Origin of the sequence: Streptomyces sp. NBC_01003 (assembly GCF_045162695.1) — a bacterium.
Lineage (GTDB): Bacteria > Actinomycetota > Actinomycetes > Streptomycetales > Streptomycetaceae > Streptomyces.
This window is the reverse complement of sequence record NZ_CP108707.1, coordinates 2,047,738-2,063,312: the sequence shown is the minus strand read 5'-3', so window position 1 is coordinate 2,063,312 and position 15,575 is coordinate 2,047,738. Positions and strand designations below refer to the sequence as shown.

Here is a 15,575-nt window from a genome sequence, read left to right as displayed (position 1 = left end):
ATTGGACCACGGCGGGTGACGCCTCACCCGGGTGGCACGACCAGCGCAGCCCGCTCACGCTGCGGGAGCGGGCCGAGGCGGCCTGCGCCAGGACATGCGCCATGCCTGCCAGACCATCATGCGGGCCCACAAAGCGCTGCCCGACGAGGGCCCTTCCCTGCCCTCGCCGATCCAGGTGGTCACGCCGTACAACGTGCCGCCCAGAGGGGCGGCGTCCCTGCAGAGTGATCACAAGGCGACCGGAGAGCGGTAGACCCTCGGCCTCGCCGTCAAGGCGGTGGCCCGTCCCAAAGGCGCGACCGGCTTCGTCCTTCTCCCTCACAGCCATCGCTGCAACTTTCATCCGCCACCGCGGACTCACCGACGGAAATGAGGTCTTACTGGCTCTGACAAAAGCTGTTGATCATGTGGCTGTTGGCTCGTCGGGTCGTTGGTCTGTTCATGGGGAAACGTCAGTCGCGGCCGTGGATCGTGTCGGACGAACTGTGGTCGCTCATCGAACCGTTACTACCCAAGCCGGGCCCGAAGCTGGTCGAGGGCGGACCGCGGGTGCCGGACCGGCAAGCGTTCTGCGGGATCCTGTTCGTCCTGCACACCGGCATCCAATGGGAGTACCTGCCCCAGGAGTTGGGCTTCGGATCAGGCATGACCTGCTGGCGGCGCCTGGCTGCCTGGAACGAGGCCGGTGTGTGGGACCAACTCCACGCGGTGCTGCTGAAGGAACTGCGGTCGAAGAACCAGCTGGACTGGTCTCGGGCGGTGATCGACTCCTCCCACGTCCGGGCGGCCCGGCGGGGCCCAAAAGCGGTCCCAGCCCGGTCGACCGAGCACGTCCGGGCAGCAAGCACCACGTCATCACCGACGGGCAGGGCATCCCGCTCGCGGTGTCGCTGACCGGTGGAAACCGCAACGACGTCACGCAGTTGCTGCCCCTGCTCGACAAGATCCCCGCCATCGGCGGCGTCGTCGACCGTGCCCTTGCCGAAAGCCTCATCCGTGCAGGCGAGGGGCGGTATGCGGGTTTCGCGAGCCCTCGCCCCGGGGTGTTCGGGTCGGGGTTCTGGCGCGAGTGCTGGGTGCTGCGGGAACGTGATCGATCGTGCTGCTTCGACTGGCCTACCTGGGTGTGACAAACGTGTTCGCCGTGCTGCGCTTCCTACCGATGAGCGACCGCGACAAGGGTGTGGAACTCCTGGCGCTGCGTCATTAGTTCATGGTTCTGGAGCGGCAACTGGGCGGGGACAGGCAGCGGTTCGGGCCGGGCGACCGGGCGTTCCTGGCGGCGTTGCTGCACCGGGTCCCGCGCGATGTACTGCGTCGACTGCGGTTGCTCGTGCGCCCCGACACGGTGCTGCGATGGCACCGCGACCTGGTCGCGCGCCACCACGCGGCCCGTTCTCGGCCGAAGCGCTCGGGCCGGCCACGCACCGTGCACTCCATCCGCGTCCTGGTTCTGCGCCTGGCGCGGGAGAATCCCACGTGGGGCTACAGAAGGGTGCACGGCGAACTGCTTGTGCTGGGGATCAAGGTGGCCGCTTCCACGGTGTGGGAGATCCTGCGGGATGCCGGGATCGATCCGGCGCCCGAACGGAGGTCCAGCACGTGGGCCGACTTTTTGCGTTCCCAGGCCGAGGCGTTGCTGGCGTGCGATTTCTTCGAGACGGTCACCCCGACTGGAGCGCGGCTGTACGTGTTCGCAGTGATCGAGCCTGCCAACCGCCGGATCCGGATCCTGGGCGCGACCGCGCACCCGTCGGGAGCCTGGGTGGTGCAGGCCGCGAAGAATCTCGTCTTGGACCTGGAGGACACGGGCTGCCGAGCAAGGTTCTTGATCCGGGACAGGGACGGCATGTTCCCTGAGCTGTTCGACGCCATCTTGAAGGTCGCGGGCATCGAGGTCGTGCTCAGCGGAGTCCAGGTGCCGCGGATGAACTCGATTATGGAGAGGTGGGTGCAGACCTGTCGGCGTGAGCTGCTGGACCGCACGTTGATCTGGAACCAGCGCCACCTCTGCAACGTTCTGCGGGAGTTCGAGCGGTTCTACAACTCCCATAGGCCCCATCAGGGCATCGCGAACGCCCGACCGCTACACCCGTTGCCCCAGGTGATCGTCGATCCAGGGCAGATTGTCCGCCTCGACATACGCAGACGTGAACGCCTGGGCGGCATCCTCCATGAGTACGAACATGCCGCGTGACCTGGGCGGACGAGGTTTCCGGCACAGGCAGGGTCCAGCTGACCAGCAGCGCGTCGAGTGGCAGCCGGCTTTCTGGTGAAACAGGATGAAGCCATGTTCTGAGGAGGCTTTCCGTGTCTGCTCCACATTTTCCTTCCCGAGCGGCCGAGGCTGCCGTTCTACCGGAGCGCGGGCCCGGCCCGGTGGCTGTCACGCTGTCGGTCAACGGTGCCGAGCATGTGGTGGAGCTCGAGCCGCGGGTCGGTCTCCTGGACGCGCTGCGTGAGCGGCTGCACCTGACGGGCGCGAAGAAGGGGTGCGATCAGGGCACCTGCGGCGCGTGCACGGTATGGGTCGACGGTCGTCGTGTGCTGTCCTGTCTCACCTTGGCGATCGCCTGCGAAGGGCGCGAGGTGACGACTATCGAGGGCCTGGCCGAGGGCGACGAGCTGGACGCCATGCAGAGCGCGTTCATCGAGCAGGACGCCTTCCAGTGCGGTTTCTGCACACCGGGCCAGATCATGTCCGCGGTGGCGCTCCTCAAGGAGGGGCACGCCCGCGACGACGCCGAGATCCGGGAGTGGATGAGCGGCAACATCTGCCGTTGCGCCGCGTACCCGCACATCCGCGCCGCCGTCCGCTCGGTCCGTGACCGAGAAGCCTAGGAGACCCCCTGCCGTGCGTCCCATCAGCTACTCCCGCGCCATCGCCGTCGCCGACGCCGTGGCGACCGTCGCCTCGGACCCCACCAGCGACTTCCTGGCCGGCGGCACGACCGAGGTCGACCTGCTGCGCCAGAATGTGTTCCTGCCGCGCCGGGTCGTGGACATCAACGACCTGCCGCTCACCCAGATCGAGGAGCGGCCCGACGGCGGTCTGTACATCGGCGCCCTGGCCCGCATGAGCGACGTGGCCGAGGCCTCCGCCGTCCGGGAGCGGTTTCCCCTGGTCGCCGAGGCGCTCCTGCTGGGTGCCTCCGCGCAGCTGCGCAACATGGCCAGCATGGGCGGCAACATGATGCAGCGCACCCGCTGCAGCTACTTTCGCGACGGGGCGTCGCCCTGCAACAAGCGTGAACCGCACCGCGGTTGCAGCGCACTGGACGGATTCAACCGCGGCCACGCCGTCCTCGGCGTCAGCGACCACTGCATCGCGACCCACCCGTCCGACGTCGCCGTACCCCTCATGGCGCTCGACGCGCGCATCCACACTGAGGGACCGCAGGGCCGGCGCGTGTACGCCATCGACGACTTCTTCCTGCTGCCCGGCGACACTCCCCATCTGGAACACCCCATTGCGCACGGTGAGTTGGTCGTCGGCATCGAGGTGCCGGGTGCGCCGGTGGCTCGTACCTCGACCTATCTGAAAGTCCGCGACCGCGAGTCGTACGAGTTCGCCCTCGCCTCCGTGGCGGCCGCGGTGACCGTGACGGACGGTGTCATCGAGGACGTACGGCTGGCGTTGGGCGGTGTGGCCACCAAGCCCTGGCGGGCCCGCCGCGCCGAGGAGGTGCTGCGGGGAGCGCCCGCGAACAGGGAGACGTTCGCGCGGGCGGCCCGCGAGGAGCTCGCCTCCGCGCACACGAGGCCGCTCAACGCTTTCAAAGCCGAGCTCGCCGAACGGGCGCTGATCCGCGTCCTGGGGACCCTCACCGGCACGGAGAGCACCTCATGACCACGGCAAGCGCGATCGGACAGCCCCTCGACCGGGTCGACGGCCGCCACAAGGTCAGCGGCGGTGCGCACTATTCGGCCGACATCCAGCTCGACGGCCTGGCCTATGCCGTGATCGTCGGCGCCAGGGTGGCCAGTGGACGGATCACCGGCTTCGACACCACCGAGGCCCTGGAGGCCGTTGGTGTGGTGAAGATCCTCACCCACGAGAACCTGCCCAAGATCGCCACCCAGCCCCCGCTGATCCCCTCGCTCGCGGGCATGCCCGCACCGGGGCAGACCTTCTTCCCCATGCAGGACGGGACCATCTATTACGAGGGACAGCCCGTAGCCGTCGTGGTCGCCGACACCCTGGAGCGCGCACAGGCCGCGGCAGCTCTGGTGCGGGTCGCGTACGAGGAGACGCCGTCGGTCACAACGCTGGCGCAGGGGCGCGACCAGGCGTACGAGCCCAAGGCGATCTTCGGGGGCTTCGTCCCCGGCCGGAACCAGCGCGGCGATGTGGAGGCGGGCCTGGCCCAGGCCGACGTACGCGTCGACGCCACCTACACGTACGCCGCCAACAACCACAACCCCATCGAGCCCTCCGCGACCACCGCGGCCTGGGACGAGGACCAGCTCACCCTCTGGGACGCCACCCAGGGAGTGGCGTCCACACAGCTGACCGTCGCCGCGCTGCTCGGCCTCACCCCGTCGAAGGTGCGGGTGATCTCCCACTTCGTGGGCGGCAGTTTCGGCTGCAAGGCCATGATCTGGGCGCACCCCGCGCTGGCCGCGCTGGCCGCCCGCGAGACGGGACGTCCGATCAAGCTCAGCCTCACCCGTGAGCAGATGTTCACGTCCGTCGGCCACCGTGAGGAGCAGGAGCAGCACCTCACTCTGGGGGCGAGCAGCGACGGGCGCCTGACCGCACTGCGGCACCACAAACTCTCGCCCACCTCGCACTTCGACGAGTGGGCGGAGCCCTCCCTCGGCGTGGCCGGCCAGATCTACGGCTGCCCGAACTATGAAGGTGTCTACCGGCTCTTCCGTGCCAACACCATGACGCCGACGTTCATGCGCGCCCCCGGCGAGGCCACCGGAATGTACGCCCTCGAGTGTGCGATGGACGATCTCGCCCACCAACTGGGCATCGATCCCATCGAGTTGCGCCTGCGCAACTACACGGACACGGATCCGGGCACCGGCAACCCGTGGTCGAGCAGCGGCCTGAAGGAGTGTTACGAACGTGGAGCAGGCCGCTTCGGCTGGGAGCGGCGCAACCCCGAACCCCGGTCGCACCGCGACGGCAACTGGCTCATCGGCTACGGCATGGCCACCGCCGCCTACCCGGTCTACGGTCCGAACAACCCCCAACGCGCCCGCGCCCGGCTGTACTCCGACGGCACCGCCGTCATCCAGGCCGCAACCCCCGACTTCGGCACCGGAGTCGCCACGGTAATGACACAGGTCGCCGCCGATGCCCTCGGCATCCCTGTCGAGCGTTGCCGTTTCGAGGGCGGTGACACCACACTGCCCACCATCGCGGCAGCGGTCGGTTCCTCGGGCGCCGGAATGATCAGCGCCGCCGTCCACACAGCGGCCACCAACCTGCGTGACCAACTCGTCGCCCAGGCCACCGCCGACTCCCAGTCACCGCTGCACGGCGCCGACCCCAGCACCGTCGTCGTCCAGGACGGCCGCATGACACTGCGCGACCAGCCCAACGTCGGCGAGAGCTACGCGGAGCTGCTGCACCGCAACTTCCTGCCCGACGTCGAGGCCGGGGGCGCCTGGTCGCCCTCGCCCCAGAACACCAACAACTACGCGATGATGACGTTCGGCGCCCAGTTCGCCGAGGTCGCCGTCGACCCCGACCTCGGTGTCATCCGGGTCCGGCGGATGGTCGGCGCCTTTGCCCCCGGCCGGGTACTCAACTCCAAGACGGCCGAAAGCCAGTTGATGGGCGGAATGCTCTGGGGCATGAGCCAGGCCCTGCTCGAGGCCAACTTCATGGACCCGCGCCGCGGCCGCTGGGTCGCCTCCAGCCTGGGCGAGTACCTCGTCCCGGTGAACGCTGACGCTCCCGAGGTGGAGGTCGAACTCGTCGAAGTCGACGACCAGATCGTCAACCCGCTCGGCGTCAAGGGCGTCGGCGAGGTCGGCCAGGTCGGTGCGGCAGCGGCCATCGCCAACGCCATCCACCACGCCACCGGGCGCCGCGTCCGCAAGATGCCCATCACCATCGAAGACATGCTGTGACAGGCCCGAAGCGGCCTACGGCGCTCGTGAATCGCTGCACAGGAATGTGGTGCGGTTTTCTGCTGCTGAGCTGGGATTCATGACGCCGAGTTCCGACCAGGGGCACGCCTCCCGAAGTGCACTGCGGAACTTCCGCTCCTTGCGCCCTCTCGCCGCGCGCGGGCGCAAGGAGCCACATCGGGTCTCCTCGCCACTCGAGCTCTTCTTCGACCTGTGCTTCGTTGTGGCCGTTGCGCAGGCGGGCGTGGGGCTCGTGCACGCTGTGGCCGGGGGCCACGTGGGCGAAGGCATCCTGAACTACGCGATGGTGTTCTTCGCCATCTGGTGGGCCTGGATGAACTTCACCTGGTTCGCCTCGGCGTACGACAACGACGACGTGCTCTACCGCGTCGTCACCCTGATCCAGATCGCCGGCGCCCTGGTCCTGGCCGCTGGCGTCTCCCAAGCATTCGAACGCCACGACTGGGTCGTGGTCCTGATCGGCTACCTGATCATGCGGATGGCGATGGCCGCGCAGTGGCTGCGGGCCGCGAGATCGGCCGAGGGGCCGGAGAGAACGATGGCGCTGCGGTACGCGGGTTGCGTGCTGCTGTGCGAGATCGGCTGGCTGGGCCTGGTGGTGCTCCCGGAGCCCACCCGTCCCTGGCTGTTCCTGGTGATGGCGGTCGCAGAGCTCTGCGTGCCCCTGTACGCGGAGAGGGGGCACACCAGCGCCTGGCATCCGCACCACATCGCTGACCGGTACGGGGCGTTCACGATCATTGTGCTCGGCGAGGTGATCGCCGCGGCCACCATCGCCGTGAAGTCCGCCGCGACCGAACACGACGTGCTGGGCGAGTTGCTGCCGATCGCGGCGGCCAGCCTGCTGATCGTCTTCTCCGCGTGGTGGATCTACTTCGTGGTGCCCATCCACGTGCATCTGCGCTCCAACAGACAGGCGTTCCGGTGGGGCTACGGCCACTACCTGATCTTCGCCTCGGCCGCCGCAATCGGCGCCGGTCTCGAAGTGGCGATCGAGCACGCGGCCGGCGATGCACACATCACCGACCTGTTCGCCTCGGCGGCCGTGACCCTGCCGACCGCTCTCTACCTGGTGACCGTCTGGGTTCTGCACTCGCGGTACTTCAAGGTCGGCATCGCCCAGCAACTGCTGTTGCCGGTCACGGCGGTGCTGGTGCTCTGCTGCACCTTCCTGAGCGGCTGGGCGGTGCTCGCGGCGGGTCTCGTGTCCGCACTGTCGTTGGCGACCGGTGTGACGCTGAGAGCAAGCACGGCTGCGCGCGAGCGCGCAGCGGAGGTCGAGGACATGCTGTGACGCGGTGAGCGGCGCGTGGACGGAGCGCCGGTTCTGGTCGCCGTGCGACCGCCCCCGGAAGCCGGCCGGTCACGGCGCCCCGTTGTCCAGTCCACTGCCCGCGCGTTACCGCGATCAGGACGGTGAGCCGTCCCGATGCCCACCCATCACGGCGATCAGTACGGCGATGAGCAGCACGACGGCCGCGACGATGCGGTAGCCGTCGGCGACGGCATGGGCGAAAGCTGCGACGGTCTGCTGATGGAGGGCGCCACCGAGGCGTGCGGCCTGTGTGAGGGCATCGGTGGTGGACGGGGACGCCGCGAGCGAGGGAGGCAGGTGGCCGGTGAACCGTGAGGTGAGAACCGAGCCGACGACAGCGACGCCGAGCGCGGCGCCCATCTCCCGGGAGGCGCTGTTCAGGCCCGCTCCGGCGCCGGCCCGGTGGCCCGGCAGCGCGGAGACCACGGAGAGGGACAGAGCCGGGCCGGCCAGTCCGACGCCGCATCCCATGAGGATCAGCCAGCCCGCGTACAGGGGGTAGGGAGTGTGGGCGTCGGCGAAGGAGAGCAGGGCCAGTCCGCAGGCGACCGTGACCATGCCGGTCACCGTCGTCGCCCGGGTACCGAACCGGTGGGTCGCCCGTGGGCTCAGCCGCGAGACGACGGCCATGGTGACGGCCAGCGGCAGTGCGGAGACGCCGCTCTGGAGGGGGGAGTACGCCTTGACGTACTGCAGGAACTGCGCGTTGACGAAGAACAGCGCGAACATGCCGAAGAAGGTGGCGAGGATGCCGAGCGTGCCGGACCTGAGCGACGGCAGGCGGAAGAGGCGCGGGTCCAGCAGCGGATGCTCCACGCGCAGCTCGTGCAGGACGAAGGCGGCCAGCAGGGCGACGGCTGCGGCAAATCCGCACAGGACGCCCGTGGAGGTCCAGCCGAGGGCCGGGCCCTCGATGATGCCGAACAGCAGGGTGACGAATCCGGCGAGCAGCAGCAGGGAGCCGATCGGGTCGAGGGCGGCCGGGCTGGACGCCGTACGAGGGGTCGCGACGGCGACGGCGGCGACCAGGGCGAGGGCCAGGGGGACGTACACCCAGAAGAGCGCCTGCCAGGGCAGATACTGCAGTACGACCGCTCCGCCGATGTTGCCGAGCAGTCCCGCCACCGCGGTGGACGCGGTCCAGGTGGCGACCGCTGCCTGACGCTTCTCCTTCGGCAGCACATGGAGGAGCACCGACATCGTGGCCGGCATGACCAGCGCGGCTCCGGCCCCGGCGAGCAGGCGTCCGGCGATCAGGACGGAGAGCGTGGGCGCGGACGCGCAGAGCACGCAGCCCGCGGCGAACACGGCCAGCCCCGCCATCAGTACGCCCTTGCGGCCATGCCGGTCGCCGAACGCCCCTGCGGGGATCAGAAGCCCGGCGAAGGCGACCGTGTAAGCGTCCACCACCCACAGCAACTGGGAGCCGGAGGGGTGCAGCGAGCCGGCGGACAGCTGGGGCACCGCCAGGTTCACGGCGGCGACCATCGACATCACCACGGCCACACACGCGCACATCACGAACAGCACGGCTCCGAAGCGGCGGGTGGTGGTCGTAGTCGGGGTGGGGGGCGACAGCAACGTGGAGGGCACGGGTCTCCTGGTACGAAGGGTGGGGGTGTCCGGGGGGACGGGGGTGAGCGACGCCAGCCGCGCTGGGGGCGGGGCCGTCAGCGCGAGGGAGCGGCGGCGAGGACCTGGAACCAGACGGCCTTGCCGTCTCGGGTGGGAGTGGCGCCGTTGCGCTCGGTCAGCAGGGCGACGAGACCCATGCCGCGGCCGGACTCGTCGTCTGGTGACGACGCTCGGGTGGTGCGGGGCGGGCGGGGGTCACCGTCGGTGACTTCGCAGGTCAGCGTGGTGCCGTCAGGTGCCTCGCCGTGGTGCAGCCGCAGGTGGCGGGGGCGGCCGGTGTGCCGGATCGCGTTGCCGATCAGTTCGCTGGCCAGCAGCTCGACCGTGTCGACGAGGTCATCGAGGCCCCAGCGGTGGAGGGTCGCGCGGATCCAGGCGCGGGCGCTGCTCGGCGTGGTGGGCCGCATGGAGAGCGGAAGGGTGGCTGTCGCGGTGTGGCGCGTGGCGGGGGATGAGGAGGGAGTGGCCATGTCGCTGTTCTCCGCCGGGCGGGCGGATTTCCTCTCGGGAGGATTCTGCCTGGTGCGGGCCGGGGCCGGTCGGACCCCGGCCCGCACGGTTTGGGGTGAGGCGCCTCAGTGCTCGCTGTCGAGGTGCTCCATGAGGGGGGCGGCGTAGCGGGCGCCTGCGGCAGCCCCGGCCGGGACGGCCTGCTCGATCGCCGCGAGGTCGTCCGCGGTCAGGGTCACCGTGTTGGCGCCGAGGGCCTCGGTGAGACGTTCGCGGCGGCGGGCGCCGACGAGCGGGACGATGTCCTCGCCCTGGGCGGCGACCCATGCGATGGCGACCTGGGCGACGCTGGCGCCCTTGTCCTCGGCGATCTTGCGCAGGGCCTCGACGAGGTCGAGGTTGCGGTCGAGGTTCTCGCCCTGGAAACGGGGGCTGATGCCGCGGAAGTCCTGGCCGCCGAGCTCGCGGTTCTTCTTCCAGTGGCCGGAGAGCAGGCCGCGGGAGAGTACGCCGTAGGCGGTGATGCCGATGCCCAGTTCGCGGGCGGTGGGCAGGATCTCGTCCTCGATGCCGCGGGAGAGCAGGGAGTACTCGATCTGGAGGTCGGCGATGGGGTGGACGGCCTGGGCGCGGCGCAGGGTGTCGGCGCCGACCTCGGAGAGGCCGATGTGGCGGACGAGGCCGGCCTGCACCATCTCGGCGATGGCGCCGACGGTCTCCTCGATCGGCACGTTCGGGTCCAGCCGGGCGGGGCGGTAGATGTCGATGTGGTCGGTGCCCAGGCGGCGCAGGGAGTAGGCGAGGAAGTTCTTGACCGCCTCGGGGCGTCCGTCGTAGCCGCTCCAGCCGCCCAGGGCGTCGCGGAGCGCGCCGAACTTGACGCTGATCACCGCGTTGTCGCGGTTGCGGCCGCGCAGGGCGTCGCGGAGCAGGAGCTCGTTGTGGCCCATGCCGTAGAAGTCGCCGGTGTCGAGGAGGGTGACGCCGGCGTCGAGGGCGGCGTGGATGGTGGCGAGGGACTCGGCTTCGTCAGCCGGTCCGTAGAGGTCCGACATGCCCATCAGGCCGAGCCCGAGGGAGGAGACGCGGGGGCCGTGGGTGCCGAGAACGCGGGTGTTCACAGAGGGTCGTCCAATCGATTGTTAGCGTCGCTATCGAGATCACGTTATCCGTGATGTCATCGATGCTAACAGGGGTGGGGTAGCGTTGATTCCATGAGTGGAGAAAAAGTTTCGGAGAAGGGTTCCGACACCCGCGAGCGCATCCTCGTCGCCGCCGCCCGCCTGCTGGCGGAGGGTGGCAGCGAGGCGCTGTCCACCAGGGCGGTCATTGCCGCGGCCGGGGTGCAGGCCCCCACCCTGTACCGGGCTTTCGGGGACAAGGACGGGTTGCTGGACGCCGTGGCCGGCTACGGGTTCGAGCGGTACCTGGCCGAAAAGCACGCGATGTCCTCGACCGGGGACCCGGTCGAGGACATGAGGCGCGGCTGGGACACGCACGTCGACTTCGGCCTCACCCACCCGGCCTTCTACGTCCTGATGTACGGCACCGTGCGCCCCGGCCACCGCCCGGCCGCCGCAGAGGACGCCTACGCGATGCTGCGCGCCATGGTCGAACGCACCGCCCGCGCCGGGCGCCTGCACGTCCCCGTCGACGCCGCCGCCCAGGCAATCCAGGCCACCTGCGCCGGCGTCACCCTCTCCCTGATCTCCACCCCTGCCGAGGACCGCGACCTCACCCTGTCCCCCCGGCTGCGCGACACCGTCCTGGCCTCTCTGACCACCGACCCCCACTCCACCGGCCCGACCTCCGGGGACGCCTCCGCAGACGCCGCCGTGGCCATCCATGCCCTCGCCCTGAACGCGGCCCTCGGCGAGCAGCCCACCGCCCTCAGCGACACAGAGACGGCCCTGCTGCGCGACTGGCTGGAGAGGCTGGCCGCCCCGCGGTGACACCGGCCGGCGAACCGGGAAACGACGATCCGGCCGCCGAGGCGGGATTCGTCACCCACCTCGGCGGCCGGATCATCGGGAGAGTCCGACAGGACAGATCGTCAGACGCCGTACAACCAGTCGACGTGCTTGAAGTCGTCCGGCCGCCGGTCGCGGAACAGCTCGTTGCGGATCAGCCGGGCCAGGCCGTCCACGTGCCACAGGTCGCCCCACACGCGTGCCGACGACTGCACCCGGGCTGTGCGCACGGTGCGGGCCTTCTCGTACTCCTTCAGCGCGACGGTCCAGTCGACCTCGCCGTGCACGGACTGTACGGAGGCCTCCCCGGCGAGGCAGTACGCGTCCTCGATCGCCTGGCAGGCACCCTGGGCGAGGTACTGCAGCATCGGGTGGGCCGCGTCACCGGTCAGACCGAGGCGACCGTTCGCCCAGTGGGGGATCGGGAGGCGGTCGAACATCGGCCAACGGCGGTCCTTCCAGAGCGAGTCGAGCCCGCGCCGCACTTCCGGGCAGGTGCCGGCGAATACCTGCTCGAGCTCCCCGGGGCCGCCCCAGTTCTCCTCGCCGCGCTGGTAGGCGGGCGAGGCGAAGACCGCCACGGTGTTGAACATCTCGCCGCGGCGCAGCGGGTACTGCACCAGGTGGCAGCCCGGTCCCAAGAAGACCACGACGTCGGTGAGCGCGTGCTCGTCGAGCTCGGTGTCGATCTCCGAGAGCGGGAAGGCACCTCGGTAGGCGACATAACCGGAACAGATCGGCTCGTCATCGCTGAACTCGCGCCGCAGAACGGAGCGGAGACCGTCCGCGGCCAGGGCCAGGTCGGCACAGTGCCTTCCGGTCGAGCTGCTGACTTCGGCGGCGTCGAGGGAGGTGGCCACCTCGTCCACGACACAGTTCGGCACCAGCGCGACGCCGGCCCGCGCACATGCGCGGGCGAGGATCGAGAGCAGGTCACTGCGGTGGATGACGACGTACGGGGCGCCGTACCGGCCGAGGAACTCCTCGTCGAACGCGATGTGGGTGAGCTCGGATCCGTCGAGCGCGTCTTTGAACACCAGCCGTTTGGGCACCACACCAGCCTCGATGACCTCGTCGAGCAGGCCCCACTCCCGCAGGATGCGGGTGGCGTTGGGCGCCATCTGCAGACCGGCGCCGACCTCGGCGAACTCCGGTGCCCGTTCGAGCACGCGCACGCGGTGACCAGCCTTGGCCAGCGCATACGCGTTGGCAAGGCCGCCGATACCACCGCCCACGATGACGACGTCGGTGTCCTTGGTGGATGGGCTCATCGTGTTGCCTCCTCGAATTCTCACAACCAGCGACCGAGTACGGGTGCCTCGGCTGCTCGTCCGGTCAGCCATGCGGCCAGCACAGCGGCCTCGCCGCCGGCAGTACGTTTCATGAGGACGTCGGCGGCCAGGGCCGCATTGAGGTCCGTGGGCAGGTCGCCGAAACCGACGCCCGCGTTCAGGTCCACCGCGTGCACAGCGACTTCACGTGTCCGCATCCACGGGATCTCGGCCGCCGGCACGATACGCCCCTGGGCGGTCACGACCACGCTGCTCCACGCCTGTTCGGGGAGCGCGTCGAGGTCGGCGGACAGGGTGGCCGCGGACCGGGACACCATGGCGCGCAGTTCGGCGGGCGGCAACTTGGCGCCGGCCTCGATCTCCGCGGCACGCTGCTCCGGCCCGGCGTACATCCGCCGCTCCTCGCCGGTGGCGGCCCAGCTCACGAGCCGACGCAGTGCCTCGGCGTTGTAGTGCACGTGGGCGATCACATGGCGCCGGGTCCACCCTTCGAGGGAGGTGGGCTCGTCGAACGCGTCGTCGCTCAACCTCGTCACGGCCTTCAGGAAGAGCCGGGTGCCCTGGTCCATCCAGTCGCGGGTGCTCATGGTGTGCTTGCTCACGACGCGCGCGCCACGTTCTCGAGCCGGCCGATGCCGTCGATCTCGGTCACCAGCGTGTTGCCGTCGACGAGGTAGCAGGCGGGCTGGCGGGCGTGGCCCACCCCGCCCGGTGTCCCGGTGGCGATGACGTCGCCGGGGCGCAGCGTCATGATCGTGGACGCGTACCGCACCAGGGCGACCGGACCGAAGACCAGGTCGGAGGTGTCCGTCTTCTGCACGACGTCACCGTCGACCGAGCAGATCATGGTCAGTGCCGGGCTGACGCCGCCGGGAAGCTCGTCGGAGGTGACCAGGACCGGGCCGAGCGGCGGCAGCCCGCCCAGGCCTCCCTGAGTACCCGTCATGTCGGCTCACTGAGCTGAGCGTTGCCGTCGAGCGTGCGAAGTGCCCTGGACCTCTGCCTGCTCGCCACCAGGCGACGCCGCCTCGACGACCTGGCCCTGACCGCCACGGGCCCCGTCGCGCACGCCTGGCTGCCGCTCTCCCAGGCCTACGCGGGGCCTCCCGGTACCGGTGGTCCTCAGCTCCTCCTGGCCGCATGACTCCGCGGCGATGGCGCGGAAACCCGTCCCAGTGCAGGCCGAGGGCTTTGCCCTTGCGCATGCCGGTGCCGATGAGGACCTCGAACAGGTCGGCCATGTCGGGGTCGGCCTGGTGGCAGTGGGCGAGGAAGCGGGCGGCTTGCTCTGGTGTCCAGATCCGCCGCTCTGGTGAGGGCGGTCGGCGCACGACCGGGGGACTGGCCGGATTGTGGGGGAGGCGGTGCTGGCGGACGGCGTCGCCGTGGGCGCTGGAGAGGTGGCCAGGCACCTGGAGAGTGTGACTTTGCCGCGGCAGGCGGCGAGTGGGCTGGTGGCGAAGGCGGCGATGTGGCGGTGTCCGAGCTGGTCGAGCTTGAGGGTGCCGAAGCCGGGGATGAGGTCGTTGCGGACGTAGTCCCGGTAGCGGGCCATGGTGGTCGGCTTGAGCGCCAGTGCTTTCGCGGTGGGTCAGGCGTTGAGGTAGTCGGTGACGGTCGGTTGGGATCGGCGTCGAACCCGCCCGCCTCGCCCTCGAGGAATCTGAGAGCGCAGTCTCGGCGCTCCTGGCTCGGGAAGCCGGCGCGGCGGATGGTCGTCCGGCGGTTATCCGGGGTGGGGGTGTCGACGGCGAAGGTCCACGTGCCGTGTGCGCTGTCCGTGACCAGATGGACTTGGCGAAGCCGGTGAGGAAGGTGGCCTCTTCCATCGCGGCGTCTCCGCCGCAGACGACCACGATGTCGCGGTCGCGGAAGAAGAACCCGTCGCAGGTCGCACACCAGGAGACGCCGCGGCCGGAGAGCGCGTCTTCCTTGTCCAGGCCGGGCTTGCGGTAGCCGGATCCGGTCGCGACGATCACGGTCTTCGCTCGGTGCACGGTGCCGGACGAGTCGGTGAGCAGCTAGATGTCGCCGGTGAGGTCGACCTCGACGATGTCGTCGTCGACCATCTCGGCGCCGAACTTCTCGGCCTGGGCCCGCATGTTCTCCATGAGGGCCGGGCCGTCGACGCCGTCGGGGAAGCCGGGGAAGTTCTCCACCTCGGTGGTCGTGGTCAGCGAGCCGCCCACGAAGATCGAGCTGCCGAACAGCAGGGGCTTCAGCTAGGCGCGCGCGGTGTAGAGGGCGGCGGTGTATCCGGCGGGGCCGGAGCCGATGATGACGACCCCGCGTATGCCGGAGTCGGTCACGCCGTTCATGCCTCCTGCTTCGCGTCGATCTCGGCGATCAGGGCCTCGATGCGGGTCTTGATCTCGTCGCGGATCGGGCGCACGGACTCGACGCCCTTGCCCGCCGGGTCCTCGAGGGCCCAGTCGAGGTACTTCTTGCCGGGGAAGATCGGGCAGGCGTCGCCGCAGCCCATGGTGATGACGTAGTCGGACGCCTGGACGGCCTCGGTGGTGAGGATCTTCGGCTTCTGGTCGGAGATGTCGACGCCGACCTCCTTCATGGCCTCGACCGCGGCCGGGTTGACCTGGTCGCCGGGGATCGAGCCGGCGGAGCGGACCTCGACTCGGTCGCCCGCGAGGTGGGTGAGGAATCCGGCGGCCATCTGCGAGCGTCCGGCGTTGTGGACGCAGACGAACAGCACGGAGGCGAGCGGGGAGGAGGACATCGGTTCTTCCTTCGTGGCGTGGAGCGAACAGCTCAACAGGCGGTGATGGCAGGGGATCTCAGGAGATC

General features: G+C 69.8%; 15 protein-coding genes and 2 pseudogenes. 8 read left to right on the top strand and 9 right to left on the bottom strand.

What is annotated here, in order from left to right:
• Positions 1–54: 54 nt before the first annotated feature.
• A complete protein-coding gene (locus OG698_RS09760) occupies positions 55–183 on the bottom strand; it encodes a hypothetical protein (RefSeq protein WP_406111745.1) in 129 nt (42 codons plus the stop codon).
• A gap of 258 nt (positions 184–441) precedes the next feature.
• On the opposite strand from OG698_RS09760, the pseudogene OG698_RS09755 reads away from it, so the two are divergent.
• The 6 genes and pseudogenes from OG698_RS09755 to OG698_RS09730 form a co-directional block, all read left to right on the top strand.
• Positions 442–980 (top strand): annotated as a pseudogene (locus OG698_RS09755) (IS5 family transposase); the annotation flags it as partial.
• Between the two features lie 233 nt (positions 981–1,213).
• On the top strand, positions 1,214–2,197 hold the full coding sequence (locus OG698_RS09750) for an integrase core domain-containing protein (RefSeq protein ID WP_406102655.1): 984 nt from the start codon (positions 1,214–1,216) through the stop codon (positions 2,195–2,197).
• Between the two features lie 113 nt (positions 2,198–2,310).
• Positions 2,311–2,841, top strand: a complete 531-nt coding sequence (locus OG698_RS09745; RefSeq protein ID WP_406102653.1) for a (2Fe-2S)-binding protein — start codon at positions 2,311–2,313, stop codon at positions 2,839–2,841.
• Between the two features lie 13 nt (positions 2,842–2,854).
• A complete protein-coding gene (locus OG698_RS09740) occupies positions 2,855–3,850 on the top strand; it encodes an FAD binding domain-containing protein (RefSeq protein WP_406102652.1) in 996 nt (331 codons plus the stop codon).
• On the top strand, positions 3,847–6,090 hold the full coding sequence (locus OG698_RS09735) for a xanthine dehydrogenase family protein molybdopterin-binding subunit (RefSeq protein ID WP_406102650.1): 2,244 nt from the start codon (positions 3,847–3,849) through the stop codon (positions 6,088–6,090). Before OG698_RS09740 ends, OG698_RS09735 begins: the two co-directional genes overlap by 4 nt.
• Positions 6,091–6,169: 79 nt before the next feature.
• Positions 6,170–7,405: a low temperature requirement protein A gene (locus tag OG698_RS09730; RefSeq protein ID WP_406102648.1), complete on the top strand. Its 1,236-nt coding sequence runs from the start codon at positions 6,170–6,172 to the stop codon at positions 7,403–7,405.
• Between the two features lie 114 nt (positions 7,406–7,519).
• Here the strand turns inward: OG698_RS09730 and OG698_RS09725 are convergent, their stop codons facing one another.
• The 3 genes from OG698_RS09725 to OG698_RS09715 form a co-directional block, all read right to left on the bottom strand.
• On the bottom strand, positions 7,520–9,019 hold the full coding sequence (locus tag OG698_RS09725; RefSeq protein WP_406102647.1) for an MFS transporter: 1,500 nt from the start codon (positions 9,017–9,019) through the stop codon (positions 7,520–7,522).
• Between the two features lie 77 nt (positions 9,020–9,096).
• Positions 9,097–9,531, bottom strand: coding sequence for an ATP-binding protein (locus OG698_RS09720; protein WP_406102645.1), 435 nt, complete (start codon positions 9,529–9,531; stop codon positions 9,097–9,099).
• A 105-nt stretch (positions 9,532–9,636) separates the two neighbouring features.
• On the bottom strand, positions 9,637–10,632 hold the full coding sequence (locus OG698_RS09715; RefSeq protein ID WP_406102644.1) for an aldo/keto reductase: 996 nt from the start codon (positions 10,630–10,632) through the stop codon (positions 9,637–9,639).
• A gap of 93 nt (positions 10,633–10,725) precedes the next feature.
• Here OG698_RS09715 and OG698_RS09710 point away from each other — a divergent pair, with 93 nt between their 5' ends.
• Positions 10,726–11,463: a TetR/AcrR family transcriptional regulator gene (locus tag OG698_RS09710; protein ID WP_406102643.1), complete on the top strand. Its 738-nt coding sequence runs from the start codon at positions 10,726–10,728 to the stop codon at positions 11,461–11,463.
• A 101-nt stretch (positions 11,464–11,564) separates the two neighbouring features.
• On the opposite strand, the gene OG698_RS09705 is transcribed toward OG698_RS09710, so the two are convergent.
• From OG698_RS09705 to OG698_RS09695, 3 genes are read right to left on the bottom strand one after another with little or no spacing between them, the layout of a single operon-like run.
• Positions 11,565–12,752 carry an FAD-dependent oxidoreductase gene (locus OG698_RS09705; protein ID WP_406102641.1) on the bottom strand — a complete coding sequence of 396 codons (1,188 nt, stop codon included), beginning with the start codon at positions 12,750–12,752 and terminating at the stop codon, positions 11,565–11,567.
• 20 nt (positions 12,753–12,772) lie between these two features.
• Entirely contained in the window at positions 12,773–13,375 is a 603-nt protein-coding gene (locus tag OG698_RS09700) for a maleylpyruvate isomerase family mycothiol-dependent enzyme (protein ID WP_406102640.1), read from the bottom strand.
• Complete coding sequence (locus OG698_RS09695) at positions 13,372–13,719, bottom strand: fumarylacetoacetate hydrolase family protein (protein ID WP_406102639.1); 348 nt, start codon at positions 13,717–13,719, stop codon at positions 13,372–13,374. The genes OG698_RS09700 and OG698_RS09695 overlap by 4 nt, the downstream gene beginning before the upstream one ends.
• Positions 13,720–13,752: 33 nt before the next feature.
• Here OG698_RS09695 and OG698_RS09690 point away from each other — a divergent pair, with 33 nt between their 5' ends.
• On the top strand, positions 13,753–13,917 hold the full coding sequence (locus OG698_RS09690) for a hypothetical protein (RefSeq protein WP_406111743.1): 165 nt from the start codon (positions 13,753–13,755) through the stop codon (positions 13,915–13,917).
• A 643-nt stretch (positions 13,918–14,560) separates the two neighbouring features.
• On the opposite strand, the pseudogene OG698_RS09685 reads toward OG698_RS09690, so the two are convergent.
• A pseudogene (locus OG698_RS09685) lies at positions 14,561–15,091 on the bottom strand (NAD(P)/FAD-dependent oxidoreductase); the annotation flags it as partial.
• Positions 15,088–15,507: an arsenate reductase ArsC gene (locus OG698_RS09680; RefSeq protein WP_406102638.1), complete on the bottom strand. Its 420-nt coding sequence runs from the start codon at positions 15,505–15,507 to the stop codon at positions 15,088–15,090. The gene OG698_RS09680 and the pseudogene OG698_RS09685, both read right to left, overlap by 4 nt.
• Positions 15,508–15,575: the final 68 nt, after the last annotated feature.

Coding starts and splice junctions, on each gene's coding strand:
- OG698_RS09710 (WP_406102643.1), top strand. CDS start 10,726: ATGAGTGGAGAAAAAGTTTCGGAGAAGGGTTCCGACACCCGCGAGCGC.
- OG698_RS09680 (WP_406102638.1), bottom strand. CDS start 15,507: ATGTCCTCCTCCCCGCTCGCCTCCGTGCTGTTCGTCTGCGTCCACAAC.
- OG698_RS09695 (WP_406102639.1), bottom strand. CDS start 13,719: ATGACGGGTACTCAGGGAGGCCTGGGCGGGCTGCCGCCGCTCGGCCCG.
- OG698_RS09735 (WP_406102650.1), top strand. CDS start 3,847: ATGACCACGGCAAGCGCGATCGGACAGCCCCTCGACCGGGTCGACGGC.
- OG698_RS09730 (WP_406102648.1), top strand. CDS start 6,170: ATGACGCCGAGTTCCGACCAGGGGCACGCCTCCCGAAGTGCACTGCGG.
- OG698_RS09705 (WP_406102641.1), bottom strand. CDS start 12,752: ATGAGCCCATCCACCAAGGACACCGACGTCGTCATCGTGGGCGGTGGT.
- OG698_RS09750 (WP_406102655.1), top strand. CDS start 1,214: ATGGTTCTGGAGCGGCAACTGGGCGGGGACAGGCAGCGGTTCGGGCCG.
- OG698_RS09720 (WP_406102645.1), bottom strand. CDS start 9,531: ATGGCCACTCCCTCCTCATCCCCCGCCACGCGCCACACCGCGACAGCC.